We start from the raw sequence: 15,988 nt of genomic DNA, 5'->3' as shown, positions 1-15,988 counted from the left end.
CCGGAAACTTGCCAAAGTCACAATTTTGCTCGCCTTCGCCTCGCGCTCATCTTGACCAGTACAGATGCACACTATTGACTGGCACAATCGGGAAACAAACGTCCAACCGCAACAGATTCGCTTTCGAGACCAGAAGACCATGATCATCAAATGCCCCTATTGCGGCCCGCGCGACGTCATCGAATTCACCTATCAGGGCGACGCGACACGCCAGCGCCCCGACCCGGCCTCATCCGATCAGGCCGCATGGAACGCCTACGTGTATGAGCGGGCCAATCCCATGGGCGCGCACCGTGAGTTCTGGCTGCACAGCGGCGGCTGCCGCCAGCATCTGATCGTCACGCGCGATATGGCGACCCATGTCATTTCGTCCGTGGGCCTTGCCCGGGATGCCGTTGCCGCCGGGAAAGGCGGTGATCGCCCATGACCGCGTCACGGCTCCCCAAGGGTGGACGGATCGACCGTGCCAGGACGGTGCGGTTCACCTTCGACGGCAAGGCCTATAGCGGCCATCCCGGCGACACGCTGGCCTCGGCCCTCCTCGCCAATGGCGTGACGCTGTTCGGCCGCTCGTTCAAATATCACCGGCCGCGCGGCGTCTTTGCTGCGGGCAGCGACGAGCCCAATGCGCTCGTCACCGTTCTCAACGGCGATGTGCGCGAACCCAATGTCCGCGCCACGGAGCTGGAAATCCATGACGGCCTCGTCACCGAAAGCCAGAACCGCTTTCCCTCGCTCGAACACGATGTCATGGCCATCAACCAGCTGGCCGGTCCGATATTGTCGGCGGGCTTCTACTACAAGACCTTCATGGGCCCGGCCATCGGCCCGCTGCGCAGCACCAAGGTCTGGATGTTCTTCGAAAAATTCATCCGCCGCGCCGCCGGTCTCGGCAGGGCGGGCATTGCCGCCGATCCCGACCATTACGAGCGCATGAACGCCTTCTGCGACGTGCTGGTGGTGGGCACCGGCCCGGCTGGACTATTGGCTGCGGAAGCCGCAGCGGAAACCGGCGCGCAGGTGATCATCGCCGAGGAACGGCCGGTTGCCGGCGGCGCGCTGCTCGCATCGGCGGAGCTGATCGACGGACGCAACGCCGCAGTCTGGGCGCGGGAAAAGGCGGCAGCGCTCGCGGGCCGCGCCAATGTGCGTTTTCTCACCCGGACCTCCGTCTGGGGCTATTATGACGGCAATGTCCTGACCGCCATCGAGCATGTCTCCGATTTCAAGCCGAACCGCACCAAGGGGCAGCCGCGCCAGCGCCATTGGGTCATCCGCACCGGCAAGACCATTCTGGCGACGGGTGCATTCGAGCGGCCGATTGTCTTCCCCGGCAATGACTGCCCCGGCGTCATGCTGGCCGATGCGGTCAGGCGCTATGCGGTCGAATATGGTGTGGCTGCGGGAACCAATGTGACGCTGTTCACCAACAATGACAGCGCCTATGAGGCAGCCCGCGCCATGGCGCAGGCGGGCGTCAATATCGTTGCCATCGTCGATGTGCGCGCGGATGTATCCGGCGCCTGCATCGAGATTGCCTCGGCGGCGGGGGCGGAACTGGTCCTCGGCCACGCCGTCACCGGCACCCATGCGGGCAAGACGCTCAGCTCCATTACCGTGCAGCATTTCAATGCGCAGACCGGCCATGTCTCCGGCGCGGCGCGGGAAATCAAGACCGATTGCCTCGGCGTATCCGGCGGCTGGTCCCCGGCGATCCACCTCGCCAGCCAGGCGGGCGGCAAGCCGGAGTGGGACGAGGATTTGCAGGCCTTCCTGCCGCCGGAGGCCAACCAGAACTGGGTGACGGCAGGATCCGCAGCGGGGTACATGGATACGGTCAGCGTGTTCTCCGATGGCGCGACCAAGGGCACCTCCTCCAAGACCAAGCCGAAGCTGCCTGCGGTCGATGCCCCGATGTTCGATGCATCGCCCGCCCCCGTGTTTGAAATCGAGCCGGCGGCCAAATCGCAAAAGGCATTCGTCGACTTCCAGCACGATGTCACCGCCGACGATATCCGCCTCGCCTACCGCGAGGGCTTCCATTCGGTCGAGCACCTGAAGCGCTACACCACGCTCGGCATGGCGACAGATCAGGGCAAGACATCGAATATTCCCGGCCTTGCCATCATGGCCGATGTGCGCGGTATCACCATTCCGGAGGCAGGCACCACCCGCTTCCGCCCGCCCTTCACGCCGGTATCCTTCGGTGCTATCGCCGGCGAACGCTATGGCGACCTGCGGCCGCACCGGCTGACCCCGATGCATGACTGGCATCTCGCCAACAGCGCCAGGACCTATGAAGCCGGCCTGTGGCACCGCCCGATGATCTATGGCAGCCACGGCGAGACGGTCGAGCAGGCCTATGTGCGTGAAGCGCGCGCGGTGCGCCAGAGCGTCGGGATTGTCGATGTTTCGACCCTTGGCAAGATCGACATTCAGGGTCCCGATGCGGGCGAATTTCTCGACCGTGTCTACACCAACATGTTTTCCACGCTGCCGGTCGGCAAGGCGCGCTACGGCCTGATGCTGCGCGAGGACGGCATTGTCTATGATGACGGCACCACGTGGCGCCTCAGTGAAACACAGTTCCTGATGACGACCACAACGGCCAATGCCGGAAATGTCATGCAGCATCTGGAATTCTATCTGGATTGCGTCTGGCCGGACCTGCGCGTGCACCTGACCTCGGTCACCGATGTCTGGGCCGGGACGGCCGTGTCGGGCCCGAAAGCCCGGGCTGTTCTGGAAGCCTGCGTCACGGGAACCGGCGTCGACAATGCAACCCTGCCGTTCATGGGCATCGTGCACGGCTTTATCGGCGATGTGCCGGTCATGATCTGCCGCCTCTCCTTCTCGGGCGAGCTGGCCTATGAAGTCTATTGCGGCGCCGGCTATGGCACGCAGGTCTGGGAAGCGCTGCTCGAAGCGGGCAAGCCCTTTGACATCATGCCCTACGGGCTGGAAGCGCTTGGCACGTTGCGTATCGAGAAGGGCCACGTCACCGGCGCCGAAATCGATGGCCGGACCACCGCGCACGACCTGCATCTCGACTGGATGCTGTCGAAAAAGAAGCCCTATATCGGCTCCGGCATGAAGGACCGCGCGGGATTGAACGATGAAAACCGCCTGTCACTCGTCGGGCTGATCTCGCTCGACAACCAGTCGATCAATGGCGGCAGCCATATCGTCAGCGATGCGGCGCCGCGCGAACCTGCCGACAGCTTTGGCCACGTCACCGCCGCCTGCTATTCCCCGGCGCTCGGCAAATACATCGCGCTGGCGCTGGTCAAGCACGGCACGTCGATGATCGGCAACCGCGCCTATGCGACGGACCTTCTGCGCGGCAAGCACGGCGCGGTCGAGATCGTCAGTCACCACATGTTTGATCCAGAGGGGAGCCGGATGCATGGCTGAACCACAATCTCCCCTCGGGCACACGTTCGTTCCCGGTGACCATGGCAACTCCGCTGGCGGCATCGGCCTTGTCCTGACCGAGCGCAGCGACGTTTCCATCGTGCAGGTGACCGCATGGCGCGGGACCATCCCCGCCATCCTGACCGCCATCGGTGATGTGACCGGATTGAATGTCCCGGACAAACCGGGTGCCGGGCGTAGTGCGGGCGAAAAATCCGCCTTCGGTTTCGCGCCCGGACGTTATTTCGTCGTGAGCCCGTCCGCTGATCTGGAAGACCGCCTGCGCAAGGCCATACCGCTGGAAACCGGCACGATCGTCGATCTGACCCATGGCCGCAGCGCCATCCGCGTCAAAGGCCCATGGTCGGAATGGGTGCTGTCGAAGCTGTTTGCCATCGACTTTTCCGAGCATGGTTTTCCCGTCGGCTTCGGCCGCGCCACGCTGCATCACGATATCCACGCCAATATCCAGCGGATCGACGCGGAGACCTTCGACCTCTACGTGTTCCGCACCTTTGCCCGTTCGTTCTGGCAGACGCTGGGTCATGCGGCGGCGGAAGTCGGCTACCGCGTCGAATGAGCAGTTTCCGGCTTGCCGCCCGTTATGATGCGAGCAGGCTCTTCGCCGGTTTTCCCGCGATATAGACTTCCGCAATGGTGCGGTCGTCGCCCATGGTCTGCATCAGGAACAGCTCTTCGACGAGCGTTTCCACCGTTTCCATGCGCAGGCGCATGGCCGGGGTGGAGCGGGCATTGAGCACAATGCAGTCCGCTTCCGCGCCCGGCGCAAACGAGCCGATGATGCCCTGCAGCGACAGTGCACGGGCATTGCCGAGCGTCGCCTGATAGTATGAGCGCAGGGGATGATAGCGCTGGCCCTGGATGTTCAGTATCTTGTAGCCCTCATCCAGCGTGCGCAGCATGGAATAGGATGTGCCGCCGCCAATATCGGTGGCGATGGCATGGCGCACCGGCGGACGGGACGCCTCGAGGCGCGCCAGATTGAACAGGCCGCTGCCGATGAACAGGTTCGAGGTCGGGCAGAAAACCGCGACGGACCCGCTGTTGGCGATGGCGGCAATTTCCGCATCGGTCAGGTGGATGCAATGGCCAAGCAGCGTCTTGGGACCAAGCAGGCCGTAATGCTCATAAACCTGCGTGTAGTCCCGGCTCCACGGAAACAGCTCAGCCACGAAGGCAATTTCGGCGGTGTTTTCACACAGATGCGTCTGCACGTGCAGATCGGGGTACTCGCGGGCCAGCGCCCCGCTCATCTCCAGCTGCTCCGGCGTCGATGTCGGTGCAAAGCGCGGCGTGATGGCATAGAGTTGGCGCCCGGTTCCGTGCCATTTGCCGATCAGTTCCTTGCTGTCCTCATAGCCCGACTGCGCCGTGTCGAGAAGACCGGGCGGCGCGTTGCGGTCCATCATCACCTTGCCCGCGATCATGCGCATGTTGCGCCGGTCCGCCTCGGTGAAAAATGCCTCGACCGACGCCTTGTGCACGGTGCAATAGGCGGCGGCCGTGGTGGTGCCGTGGCGGATCAGTTCATCGAAGAAGGCCGAGGCGATGCGCTCGGGATGGCCCTGATTGGAGAATTTCTGCTCCTCGACAAAAGTGTATTTGTTCAGCCATTCCATCAGTTCGCCCGCATAGGAGGCGACAACCTGCATCTGCGGGTAATGGATGTGGGTATCGATGAAGCCCGGCATGATCAAATGCGGGCGATGGTCGATGACTTCGACATTCCGGCCGTCCCCGGCGCGCAGGCGGGCATAATCGTCGATGGCCCGGATCTTGCCGTCGCGGATCAGCAGTCCGCCATCCTCGATATAGGTGAATGCGTCCGGGCTGGCGTCGCCCGCCAGCGGCTCGTCGTGAAACGTCAGCAGACGTCCGCGTAACAGAAGTTCGGTCATTGCGTGGATTTTCCCGATACCGCAGAACGATACCACGCCACGATCCGGGACCGCTCGGCATCTGTCATCTGCGTCAGGTTTCCCGGTGGCATGGCGTGGCTGGCACCGGCGAACAGATAGACCTGGCTGGCATGAGTCGCAATCAGTTCGTCGGTATCGAGGCGAATTCCCTTGGGCGCGTGCATGATCCCCTCAAAGGACGGCTCCGCCGCATGGCACATGGAACAGCGTCCCATGACAGTGTCGCGCACCTCCTGAAAGTTCTGCGCGGCGAGAAAGGGCGCAGCGGCGCTTGAGACTTTTTCCGGTCCCTGCAGCACCTTCGGCACGGTCGACAGCCAGATGATGACGATGAACAGCACGACCGAGGCCAGCCACGTCCAGTGCGGATTGCCGGTTCCGGCATGTTTCGAGTTGAAATAGTGGCGGATGAGCACGCCGATGATGAAAATCAGCGCGGCGATGACCCAGTTGAATTCCGTCGAGCTTGCCAGCGGATAATGGTTGGACAGCATCAGGAAAATGACGGGCAGCGTCAGGTAGTTGTTGTGGGTCGAGCGCTGCTTGGCCTGTTTGCCGAGCTTCGGATCGGGCGTCTTGCCGGCGATCAGATCGGCAACGACCTTCTTCTGGTTCGGAATGATCAGAAGGAACACATTGCCGGACATGATCGTGGCGGTGAATGCGCCAAGATGCAGGAAGGCGGCGCGCCCGGTGAACAGATGCGTATAGCCCCACGCCATGACGACGATGACCGCATAGAGAATGAGCATCAGCGCCGTGTCATTGTTCGCCAGCGGCGACTTGCACAGGAGATCGTAGATCAGCCAGCCAAGGCCGATGGACGCGAGCGAAATGAGGATCGCCACCGGCGTCGAGACGTCAAGAACGTTGCGGTCGATGAGATAAAGGTCCGCACCGGCATAATAGACGATGCACAGAAGCGCGAAGCCGGAGAGCCATGTGGCATAGGACTCCCATTTGAACCAGATCAGATGTTCCGGCATGTGCGGCGGCGCGACCATGTATTTCTGGATGTGATAGAAGCCGCCGCCATGCACCTGCCATTCCTCGCCGTTCACCCCCTGCGGCAGGCCCTGATGGCGGCGCAGCCCCAGATCGAGCGCGATGAAATAGAAGGATGAGCCGATCCAGGCGATTGCAGTGATCACATGCAACCAGCGGGCGGCAAAGCTGAGCCATTCCCAGAAAATAAGGTAATCCATCGGGGCCTCATGCAAAGCATCACAATGCGTGTGTTCGCGGCCCGATGCAAGGTGATGAACTACTTGGAATCGTGAAAGATAATCCCGAGTGTATGGCGCTGGCCGCTGCGCACGCGGCTGACGCCATGGCGCATGTTGACCCGGTAATAGCCGCGCGATCCCTTGACGGGGCGCTGGCTGACCGGAAAGACCACGCCGTCGCCCTGCCGCAGCGGCACCACCTCCGCCCGCGACTGCATGCGCGGACGCTGTTCGGTCAACACGAATTCGCCGCCGGTGAAATCCGCTCCGGGCTCTTTCAGCAGAAACGCCACCTGCAGCGGGAACACGTGAACGCCGTAAATATCCTGATGCAGGCAGTTGTAATCGCCCGCGCCATATTCCAGCAGCAGCGGCGTCGGCCGGTCCTGCCCGGCACCGTGGCAACGCTCGATGAATGCCTGATGCGCATCGGGATAGCGGATATCGATGCCCATCTGCTCGTTCCAACGGTTGGCGATGCGGGCCAGCGGCGGATAGAGCGCTTCACGCAACCCATGGACAATTTCGGGGAGCGGATAGGAGAAATACTTGTACTCCCCCTGCCCGAAGCCGTGCCGCGCCATGACGATGCGCTTGCGGAAAATCATATCGTCGGGATAGCTATCCGCCAGCGCCGTGCATTCGGCGCGCGACAGGACATTGCGCAGGATGGTGCAGCCGAAAGCCTCCATCTCCGTTTGTGCGGCGGTCCAATCGATCGGGCTCATGTCTGGCATTGCAGCATCCTTACTCACGCAGAAATTCCTGCACAGGAGACCGCAATGATAGCCGATCAACCACCCGTTTCCTGCACAGGGGGCATGAAAGGGCCTGCGCTTCACAAAAACGACGGTTTTTTTGTCCATGAGGCCGGGCACACGACGATTTTAAGTGACTCGGCTTGCCGGACTTCATAAATAGAGTCGCAACGGGGTCTGACAGACCGCGAACGGGAACTGCTGGAAACGCATATGGGCTTGAACAGAAATGGCAAATCAGAAAGGCGTGGATCCGCTCCGCTGCTGATTTCTATCTTCTGGCTCATTGCCACCCTGGGGGCCGTCTATATCGCCGCTCCCGAAACGGACCTGCGCAACAACCGGGCCAGCGCACCGGTGCGCGACGATGCCCGCCTCGCCCATGAGAGCGACAATCGCTCCGCCCCCGTGCAGAATTCCATGCGTATCGCTGCGCTCGAAGCCCTGCACCTGAAAATCAAGAGCGGCGTGCGCGCGGATACGAATTCCCATGACGGCATCGTTCCGGACAGGATTTCCCTGATTCTGGCCGGCGCACAGCCAGCCACTCCCTCCGAAACCGGTTCAAGCCTGGCGCTTGACCGGATCAGCGTTTTCAGCGCCCGGGCTCCCCCCGCCGCGCTTGCCTGAGGCAATCCGTTGCTTGGCAACGGTTCCAACGCAACACCATCGGCAGCCGCCCGGAACAAACGCGACCATTTCCCGGCAGCCTCGCCGCAATTCATGACGGAACACTGATATGCGCACTTCGAAATGGGTTCTTGGAACCTATATTTTCATCATTATTGCGGGCATCATCCTCGCACTGCCCAATATTTTCACCAAGGCACAGCTCGATGCCTTGCCCAACTGGCTGCCCAAAAAGCAGATTTCGCTTGGTCTCGATCTTCGCGGCGGTTCCTATCTCGTTCTCGAAGTGGACGCCGCAGCCCTGAAGAAGGACCGCGTCCGCGCCATGCTGGACGATGCGCGCAACAAGCTGCGCACCGAACGCATCCAGGCGCAGTCGGTCCGCATCGCCGGTGATTCCGTCATCGTGACCATTGCCGACCAGGCACAGCGCGACCGCGCCGTGACGGTTCTGAAGGAACTGACCGCCCAGGTTGCGCAGGTCGGCTTTGCCGCCCCGGTCAGCGATATCGACATCACCTCAGCCGATAACACGATCCGTCTCACCCTGACGGACGCCGGCATGAAGGACAGGCTCGACAACGCCCTGCAGCAGAGCCTTGAAATCGTCCGCCGCCGCGTCGATCAGGTCGGCGTGGCCGAACCCTCGATCCAGCGCGTCGGTTCCGACCGTATCGTCGTCCAGCTTCCCGGCCTGCAGGACCCGTCCCAGCTGCGCGCACTGCTCGGCAGCACGGCGAAGATGACGTTCCACATGGTCGCCGACCGCAATTTCGGCGATACGCCGCCGCCCGGCATTTCCATCCTGCCGGATGCCAAGAATCCCGGCCAGACCTATCCCGTCGAGGACCGCGTTGCGCTCAGCGGCGAACGCCTGACCGACGCCCGCGCCGCCTTCGACCCGCAGACCAACCAGCCGATCATCTCGTTCCGCTTCGACAATGTCGGTGCGCGTCAGTTTGCCGAAATCACCAGCCAGAATGTCGGCCGTCCCTTCGCCATCGTTCTCGACGGCAAGGTGCTGACCGCGCCCGTCATTCAGGTGCCGATCACCGGCGGTTCCGGCCAGATCACCGGCAATTTCACGGTGCAGGATACGGTGACAACCGCCGCCCTGCTGCGCGCCGGTGCCCTGCCCGCGCCATTGACGGTCATCGAAGAACGCACGGTCGGTCCTGATCTCGGCGGCGACGTCATCAAGATGGGCATCCTGACCGGTCTTGTCGGCTTCGCCCTCGTCGTCGGCTTCATCTTCGTGCTCTATGGCACGTGGGGCTTCATTGCCAATCTGGCGCTGGCGCTCAACGTCATCCTGACATTCGGTGTCCTCAGCCTTATTGGCGCCACGCTCACTCTGCCCGGCATCGCAGCCATCATCCTTGGCATCGGCTTTGCGGTGGATGCGAACATTCTCATCAACGAGCGTATCCGTGAAGAAGCCCGCAAAGGCATCGGCGCCATGGCCGCCGTCGACCGCGGCTTCAAGCACGCCTACGCCACCATCGTCGATGCGAACGTCACGCACCTGATTTCCACGCTCTTGCTGTTCCTGTTCGGCACCGGCCCGATCCGCGGCTTCGCTGTCACCATGGTCATCGGCACGCTGATTTCCATGTTCACCGCCGTGACCGTCGTGCGCATCGTCATGACGGCCATCGTCCGCCGCCGCAAGATGAAGACCATCCACATCGAGCACGTGGTCAAGCTGGTTCCGGAGACCACGAAAATCTCCTTCATGAACGCCCGCTTCTTCGGTATCGGCGTCTCGATCTTCCTGTCGATCGCCTCGGTGATCCTGTTCATCCATCCCGGCCTCAACTACGGCATCGACTTCAAGGGCGGCATCCAGGTTGCCGTCACCACGTCGAAACCCGCCGATCTCGCCACCATGCGCAGCTCGCTGGAAGCACTCGGCCTCGGAGAGGTCGTGCTGCAGCAGGCCGGCGGCGATAATCAGGTCCTGATCCGCGTCCAGCGCCAGGATGGCGGCGAAGAGGCCCAGACGGCTGCCGTGACCAAGGTCAAGGCCGCGGTCGAACAGCTCGATGCCGGCGTGAAGATCGAAAGCTCGGAAGTCGTCGGACCGAAGGTCAGCCAGGAACTGGCGCGCTCGGGTGTCCTGGCGGTCATCCTCGCCAGTATCGCCATGCTGCTCTATATCTGGTGGCGGTTCGAGTGGCACTTTGCCCTCGGCGCGATTGCGACGCTCATTCTCGACACGACGAAGACGGTCGGCTTCTTCGCCCTGATGGGGCTGGATTTCAACCTCACCGCCATCGCCGCGCTTCTGACGATGATCGGCTACTCCGTCAACGACAAGGTGGTGGTCTATGACCGCATGCGCGAGAACCTGCGCATTCACAAGAAGATGCCGCTGCGCCAGATCATCGACATGAGTATCAACCAGACGCTGGCCCGTTGTATCTACACCTCCGTCACCATCTTCCTTGCCATGCTGCCCATGGCAATCTGGGGTGGCAAGGCCGTGGAAAACTTCGCGCTGCCGATGCTTTTCGGTGTCGTGATCGCCACGAGTTCGTCGATCTTCATCGCGGCCCCGATCCTGCTGCTCCTGGGAACATGGTGGGAAAAGAACCACCAGCACCGCATCGGATCGAGCGAGACACCGGCCGTGAAGAGCTGAGCGGAGCCTGATCTGAGCTCTCCAAGCTAAATATCTGCGGCGTATGAAAAAAATTGCATTTCATGCGCCGCAGAACGACAAAAGTTGTTTGCAAGACATCATGTGTACGCAATACTGAGGCAGTCATTGGCTGCAGACAGATTGACTCTATTATTTTTCATCACGACCCAGGGGGAGACACCGACATATGCCTCATGAAACGCCGCTGATTGCGACAATCGTTGTGGGCCTTGTGGTGGCCTTCATCTTCGGTGCGATTGCCAACCGTCTGCGCGTTCCTCCCCTTGTCGGTTACCTGCTTGCCGGTGTCCTTGCCGGCTCCCATACACCCGGTTTTGTCGCCGACCAGGAACTGGCGGCCGAGCTTGCCGAGATCGGCGTCATTCTGCTGATGTTCGGCGTCGGGCTGCATTTCTCCCTGAAGGATCTGCTGTCGGTCCGGGCCATCGCCATTCCCGGTGCAATCGTCCAGATCGTCGTGGCAACCCTGCTCGGCGCCGGACTTGCCTGGATTCTTGGCTGGAGCATGCAGGCGGGATTTGTCTTCGGTCTCGCTTTGTCCGTTGCCAGTACCGTCGTGCTTTTGCGCGCCATGCAGGAGCGCCGCCTGATCGAGACGGAACGCGGGCGCATCGCCGTCGGCTGGCTGATCGTCGAAGACCTGGCCATGGTTCTGGCACTGGTGCTGCTGCCAGCCATTGCCGATGCCGTCAACGGCAAGAACCCGGCGGTCGAGGCCGCTGCCCATATCGCCAGCGACCCCATCGTCGCCTATTTCAATCTCGGCATCGGCGGCATCATCGGGCTGACGCTCGGCAAGGTTGCCGCCTTCGTCGCCGTGATGCTGATCGTCGGCCGCCGTGTCATCCCGTGGACACTGCATGCCATTGCCCATACCGGTTCGCGCGAACTGTTCCGGCTCGCCGTGCTGGCCATTGCGCTTGGTGTGGCTTTCGGCGCGTCGAAACTGTTCGGCGTATCGCTGGCGCTCGGCGCCTTCTTCGCCGGCATGATCATGAGCGAATCCGAACTCAGCCACCGGGCGGCAGAGGAATCCCTGCCGCTGCGCGATGCTTTCGCCGTGCTGTTCTTCGTCTCCGTCGGCATGCTGTTCGACCCGATGACCATTATCAACGATCCGCTGCCGCTTCTGGCAACGCTTGCGATCATCGTGGTGGGCAAGTCGCTGGCAGCCTTCTTCATCGTGCTGGCGTTCGGTTATCCCACCGGGACCGCCCTGATCATTTCGGCCAGTCTGGCGCAGATCGGCGAATTCTCGTTCATTCTGGCGGAGCTGGGTGTCGGGCTCGGCATGCTGCCGCAGGAAGGGCGCGATCTCATTCTCGGCGGCGCCATCCTGTCGATCCTGCTCAATCCGGTTGTCTTTGCCGGGGTGGGATATCTGAAACCGTGGCTGGAAAAACGCTCCGCCTCGGCAACGGAAGCCAGCCCCGAGACGACGGTCGTCGAAGAACCCGACGTGGAAGAACTGCAGCCGACCACCCTCACCAACCACGCGGTGCTGATCGGTTACGGCCGTGTCGGCAGTCTGGTGGGCGATGCGCTGAAGGAAGTCGGCAAGCCGTTTCTGGTGATCGAAGATGCCGACAAGACCGTGGCAAAGCTGCGCGATGACGATGTGGAAACCATCGTCGGCAATGCCGCCAATGGCGATGTGCTGGCCGCGGCTAACCTTGCCGAAGCCCGGCAGCTGATCATCGCCATTCCGAATGCCTTCGAAGCCGGGCAGATCGTCGTCAAGGCGCGTGCCGCCAACCCGGCCATCAGCATCCTGGCGCGCGCGCATTCGGACGCCGAGGTCCAGCATTTGCAGGATCTGGGTGCCGACGCAGTGATCATGGGCGAGCGGGAAATTGCCCGGGGGATTGTCGCGCATATTCTCGATCTCGACAAACCGAAGCCGGAGGAGCCCTTATCGGCATAACCAAAGAAAAAACGGGGTTCGCGGCGCAAGCCAGGTGAGAATGATTGGACGGGAATGGGTATGAAGTTAAAGGATTATATGTGGCCGGTGATCGGCTTGGCCGCTGTTGCTGTCTCCGCGTGGCTCCTCTACCGGGAGTTGCGGAGCATATCTCTTGAGGATGTGATCCACAGTCTCTATGCGATTCCGACCCACCGCTGGATTCTGGCCGCCCTTGCCTCCCTGCTCGCCTATGCCGCCCTTGCGGGCTATGACCGGATTGCCCTCCTGCATCTGCGCCGCAAGATTTCCTGGCTGTTCATCACCCTGTGCTCCTTCACCACCTATGCGCTCTCGCACAATATCGGCGCCTCTGTGATCTCGGGTGCGGTGGTGCGCTATCGCGCCTATTCCTCGCAAGGGATGAGCACGGCGGAAATCGCCCTGCTCATTGCCTTCTGCTCCTTCACCTTCATGCTCGGCACGATCACCCTGAGCGCATTCGTGCTTCTGATCGAACCGGAAATATTGCAGCGCTTCAACAATGAGCTGCCGCTTTCCCTCAGCTATCTCCTCGGCTTCGGCGCCCTCGCCTTCGTGCTGCTCTATGTCTTCGGCAGCTGGCTGCAGCTGCGCCCGCTGCGCATCCGCAAGTTCACGCTCGAATATCCGCGTCTGACCGTTGTCGCCCAGCAGCTGATCGTCGGGCCGCTGGAACTGATCGGCGCCGCCGCCATCATCTATTTCACCCTGCCCGAAGCGGGCAATCCCGGTTTTCTCATCGTGCTCGGGATTTTCCTCATCTCGTTTTCCGCCGCCCTCATTTCCCATGCACCGGGCGGCCTCGGCGTACTGGAACTGGTCTTCCTGACCGGGCTTCCCGACATGAACCAGGCCGATGTGCTGGCCGCACTGATCATCTTCCGCCTGTTCTACCTGCTGATCCCCTTTGCCCTGTCGCTGCTTGTCGTCCTGTTCTTCGAGCGTTCGCAGTTGCTCCTGCGCTGGTACAAGAAGGACAGCGAGACCTGAGCAGTCAACGCCGGACCGATTTCACGATTCCGGATTTTCGCATTGGAATTTTTTTCCAATACACCCCGACTTTAGACCCCCATTCCTTCAAAGAATGGGGGCTGGCACCTATTTTCAGGCTGTGATTTCAACATTTCCTCCCCAAGCTGGAAGGATGGGTGCCTGATGACAACATTGATCATTCCCGGATATCTCGGCTCCGAGAAAGGCCATTGGCAACGGCAGTGGCTGGCCGATGACGATACCGCCCGCCTTGTCGAACAGGATGACTGGGAAAACCCGGTTCTGTCGCAGTGGCTGCACGTGCTCGAGGCGGCGATCTCGGAAACACCCGGCGCCATTCTCGTTGCCCACAGTCTGGGCTGCGTGCTTGTCGCCCATCTGGCCAGCCGCCCCTCCGCCGCCCATGTGGCAGGCGCCGTGCTGGTGGCACCGGCCGATGCCGAGCGCATGGCGGTGCAGGACCCGAAATTCCGCAGCTTTGCCCCGCTGCCGCGTCACGATTTCGGCTTTCCCTCCATCGTCGCCGCCAGCCGCGACGATCCCTACATGTCGTTCAACAAGGCGCAGGCACTGGCGGATATCTGGGGCTCGGGATTTGTCGACATGCGCCATGCCGGCCACATCAACGTTGCCAGCGGTTTCGGCGCATGGCCGGAAGGCTATATCCTGGCGCAGTCGATGCGGCGGCCGGACGATGCCCTTCGCACCAGGCGGGCGGCCTAGCCCGCCTGCTTGCGTTCCAGAACATATTTGAGGATGAGCGTGACCACCGCTATCAGCGCCAGGGTCGACGAGGCAGCAAAGGCCCCGGTGACGTTGTAGTCGTTGAACAGCAGTTCGATCTGCAGCGGCAGCGTGTTGGTCTGGCCGCGAATGGCACCTGACACAACCGACACGGCGCCGAACTCGCCCATGACGCGCGCATTGCACAGCACCGCGCCATAGAGCAGCGCCCAGCGGATATTCGGCAGTGTGACATAGAAGAATGTCTGCAGCCCTGTTGCCCCGAGGGTGATGGCCGCTTCCTCGTCCTCGCTGCCCTGCGCCTGCATGAGCGGAATGAGTTCGCGTGCCACGAACGGGCTGGTGACAAACAGGCTGACCAGAAAGATCGCCGGTACCGTGAACATGATCTTGATGTCGTGGCTCTCCAGCAGCGGACCGAGCAGGCCCTGGCTGCCGTAGAGGAAGAGATAGGTCACACCCGCGACAATCGGCGAGACGGAGAACGGAATCTCGATGAAGGTGATCAGCAGCCGGCGGCCGGGAAAGCGGAAACGCGTGACCAGCCAGGCGACGCAGATGCCGAAGACCATGTTGATCGGCACCACGACGATGGCCGTCAGCACGGTCAGCCAGATCGCATGCAATGTCGCGGGCTGGGTGATCTGTGCGATATAGACGGAGATGCCCTCGCGCAGCGCATAGGTAAAAATCACCGCGATCGGCACGCCGATGAACAGCGCCGACAGGGCCATGGCGGCGAGGATCAGCAGCCAGTGCGCCGTGCGTGCCGGGCGCTGGCCATGCCGCCGGGACGACTGCATTTTGGCCGGGGCGGCGAGATCAGCTGCGGTCTGCATAACGGAGCTGCCAGGCTTGAATGGAATTGGTGACAAAGAGCATCAGGAACGCCAGCACCAGCATCACGGTGGCAATGGCCGCCGCGGCGGGATAGTCATATTCATCGAGGCGGATGAACACGAGCAGCGACATCACCTCGGTCTCGAACGGCAGATTGCCGGAGATGAAGACGATGGCGCCAAATTCGCCGAGGCTGCGGGCAAAGGACAGGCTGCATCCGGCAATGAAGGCCGGGAAGATCGCGGGCCAGATCACCCGCGCGAAAATCTGCCAGTTCGTCGCTCCCAGCGACCGCGCCGCTTCCTCGACATCCACAGCCACATCCTCCAGCACCGGCTGCACCGTGCGGATGACAAAGGGAATGCTGGTGAACATCATGGCGATGGCGATGCCGAGCGGCGCATAGGCGATCTTCACCCCCAGCGGTTCGAGATAGCGGCCGAACCAGCCATTGGCGGAAAAGACGGTGACGAGCGCAAGACCGGCAACGGCGGTCGGCAGCGCGAACGGCAGGTCGACCACCGCATCCAGCAGCCGCCGCCCCGGAAATTCGTAGCGCACCAGCACCCACGCAAGCAGCAGGCCGAACAGCGCATTGAACAGCGTGGCAAGCAGCGCCGCCCCGACAGTAATCTTGTAGGTTGCGACCGCCCGCTCGGAGGAAATGATGGTCCAGAAATCCGACCAGCCGAGATTGACCGATTTGTACAGCATCGCCAGCAAGGGCAGCGCCACGATGATGGCGAAGTACAGCAGCGTCACGCCGAGGGTCAGGCTGAACCCCGGCAACAATCCGCGCTGGCTGGATTTTGAAAACAACGGCATGCTCGGGT

The 15,988-nt window shown here is 61.9% G+C and carries 13 protein-coding genes; 8 read left to right on the top strand and 5 right to left on the bottom strand.

Annotated elements, in window-relative coordinates; genetic code table 11:
- Positions 1–139: 139 nt before the first annotated feature.
- The 3 genes from J1W56_RS08180 to J1W56_RS08170 are packed head-to-tail and all read left to right on the top strand — an operon-like array spanning position 140 to position 3,994.
- Complete coding sequence (locus J1W56_RS08180; RefSeq protein ID WP_223612812.1) at positions 140–427, top strand: sarcosine oxidase subunit delta; 288 nt, start codon at positions 140–142, stop codon at positions 425–427.
- Entirely contained in the window at positions 424–3,414 is a 2,991-nt protein-coding gene (locus J1W56_RS08175; RefSeq protein ID WP_223612811.1) for a sarcosine oxidase subunit alpha family protein, read from the top strand. The genes J1W56_RS08180 and J1W56_RS08175 overlap by 4 nt, the downstream gene beginning before the upstream one ends.
- On the top strand, positions 3,407–3,994 hold the full coding sequence (locus J1W56_RS08170) for a sarcosine oxidase subunit gamma (protein WP_223612810.1): 588 nt from the start codon (positions 3,407–3,409) through the stop codon (positions 3,992–3,994). Before J1W56_RS08175 ends, J1W56_RS08170 begins: the two co-directional genes overlap by 8 nt.
- Positions 3,995–4,016: 22 nt before the next feature.
- Here the strand turns inward: J1W56_RS08170 and guaD are convergent, their stop codons facing one another.
- The 3 genes from guaD to J1W56_RS08155 are packed head-to-tail and all read right to left on the bottom strand — an operon-like array spanning position 4,017 to position 7,272.
- Positions 4,017–5,333: a guanine deaminase gene (guaD, locus tag J1W56_RS08165; protein WP_223612809.1), complete on the bottom strand. Its 1,317-nt coding sequence runs from the start codon at positions 5,331–5,333 to the stop codon at positions 4,017–4,019.
- Positions 5,330–6,559, bottom strand: coding sequence for a urate hydroxylase PuuD (locus J1W56_RS08160; RefSeq protein ID WP_223612808.1), 1,230 nt, complete (start codon positions 6,557–6,559; stop codon positions 5,330–5,332). The genes guaD and J1W56_RS08160 overlap by 4 nt, the downstream gene beginning before the upstream one ends.
- Before the next feature lie 59 nt (positions 6,560–6,618).
- Positions 6,619–7,272: a 2OG-Fe(II) oxygenase gene (locus tag J1W56_RS08155; protein ID WP_404928123.1), complete on the bottom strand. Its 654-nt coding sequence runs from the start codon at positions 7,270–7,272 to the stop codon at positions 6,619–6,621.
- Between the two features lie 279 nt (positions 7,273–7,551).
- Between J1W56_RS08155 and J1W56_RS08150 the strand changes: the two genes are divergently transcribed.
- The 5 genes from J1W56_RS08150 to J1W56_RS08130 all read left to right on the top strand — a co-directional run bounded on the left by J1W56_RS08150 (position 7,552) and on the right by J1W56_RS08130 (position 14,294).
- Entirely contained in the window at positions 7,552–7,968 is a 417-nt protein-coding gene (locus tag J1W56_RS08150) for a hypothetical protein (RefSeq protein WP_223612806.1), read from the top strand.
- Between the two features lie 109 nt (positions 7,969–8,077).
- Entirely contained in the window at positions 8,078–10,612 is a 2,535-nt protein-coding gene (gene secD / locus J1W56_RS08145; protein WP_223612805.1) for a protein translocase subunit SecD, read from the top strand.
- A 187-nt stretch (positions 10,613–10,799) separates the two neighbouring features.
- Positions 10,800–12,557, top strand: coding sequence for a YbaL family putative K(+) efflux transporter (gene ybaL, locus J1W56_RS08140; protein WP_223612804.1), 1,758 nt, complete (start codon positions 10,800–10,802; stop codon positions 12,555–12,557).
- Between the two features lie 60 nt (positions 12,558–12,617).
- Positions 12,618–13,568: a lysylphosphatidylglycerol synthase domain-containing protein gene (locus tag J1W56_RS08135; protein WP_223613464.1), complete on the top strand. Its 951-nt coding sequence runs from the start codon at positions 12,618–12,620 to the stop codon at positions 13,566–13,568.
- A 165-nt stretch (positions 13,569–13,733) separates the two neighbouring features.
- Entirely contained in the window at positions 13,734–14,294 is a 561-nt protein-coding gene (locus tag J1W56_RS08130) for an alpha/beta hydrolase (protein ID WP_223612803.1), read from the top strand.
- Here the strand turns inward: J1W56_RS08130 and cysW are convergent.
- Both cysW and cysT read right to left on the bottom strand, forming a co-directional pair.
- Positions 14,291–15,118: a sulfate ABC transporter permease subunit CysW gene (gene cysW, locus J1W56_RS08125; protein ID WP_374042689.1), complete on the bottom strand. Its 828-nt coding sequence runs from the start codon at positions 15,116–15,118 to the stop codon at positions 14,291–14,293. The two genes, J1W56_RS08130 and cysW, sit on opposite strands and share 4 nt — an antisense overlap.
- A gap of 19 nt (positions 15,119–15,137) precedes the next feature.
- Entirely contained in the window at positions 15,138–15,980 is an 843-nt protein-coding gene (gene cysT / locus J1W56_RS08120; protein WP_223612801.1) for a sulfate ABC transporter permease subunit CysT, read from the bottom strand.
- Positions 15,981–15,988: the final 8 nt, after the last annotated feature.

The sequence above is a fragment of the Phyllobacterium calauticae genome (genome assembly GCF_019991125.1).
In the GTDB taxonomy this organism is placed as follows: domain Bacteria; phylum Pseudomonadota; class Alphaproteobacteria; order Rhizobiales; family Rhizobiaceae; genus Phyllobacterium; species Phyllobacterium calauticae.
The sequence above is the reverse complement of the archived record's forward strand: the minus strand, read 5'-3'. Positions and strand labels throughout refer to the sequence as shown.

Coding starts and splice junctions, on each gene's coding strand:
- J1W56_RS08160 (WP_223612808.1), bottom strand. CDS start 6,559: ATGGATTACCTTATTTTCTGGGAATGGCTCAGCTTTGCCGCCCGCTGG.
- cysT (WP_223612801.1), bottom strand. CDS start 15,980: ATGCCGTTGTTTTCAAAATCCAGCCAGCGCGGATTGTTGCCGGGGTTC.
- J1W56_RS08175 (WP_223612811.1), top strand. CDS start 424: ATGACCGCGTCACGGCTCCCCAAGGGTGGACGGATCGACCGTGCCAGG.
- guaD (WP_223612809.1), bottom strand. CDS start 5,333: ATGACCGAACTTCTGTTACGCGGACGTCTGCTGACGTTTCACGACGAG.
- ybaL (WP_223612804.1), top strand. CDS start 10,800: ATGCCTCATGAAACGCCGCTGATTGCGACAATCGTTGTGGGCCTTGTG.
- J1W56_RS08170 (WP_223612810.1), top strand. CDS start 3,407: ATGGCTGAACCACAATCTCCCCTCGGGCACACGTTCGTTCCCGGTGAC.
- J1W56_RS08130 (WP_223612803.1), top strand. CDS start 13,734: ATGACAACATTGATCATTCCCGGATATCTCGGCTCCGAGAAAGGCCAT.
- cysW (WP_374042689.1), bottom strand. CDS start 15,118: ATGCAGTCGTCCCGGCGGCATGGCCAGCGCCCGGCACGCACGGCGCAC.
- J1W56_RS08135 (WP_223613464.1), top strand. CDS start 12,618: ATGAAGTTAAAGGATTATATGTGGCCGGTGATCGGCTTGGCCGCTGTT.
- secD (WP_223612805.1), top strand. CDS start 8,078: ATGCGCACTTCGAAATGGGTTCTTGGAACCTATATTTTCATCATTATT.
- J1W56_RS08155 (WP_404928123.1), bottom strand. CDS start 7,272: ATGGAGGCTTTCGGCTGCACCATCCTGCGCAATGTCCTGTCGCGCGCC.
- J1W56_RS08180 (WP_223612812.1), top strand. CDS start 140: ATGATCATCAAATGCCCCTATTGCGGCCCGCGCGACGTCATCGAATTC.
- J1W56_RS08150 (WP_223612806.1), top strand. CDS start 7,552: ATGGGCTTGAACAGAAATGGCAAATCAGAAAGGCGTGGATCCGCTCCG.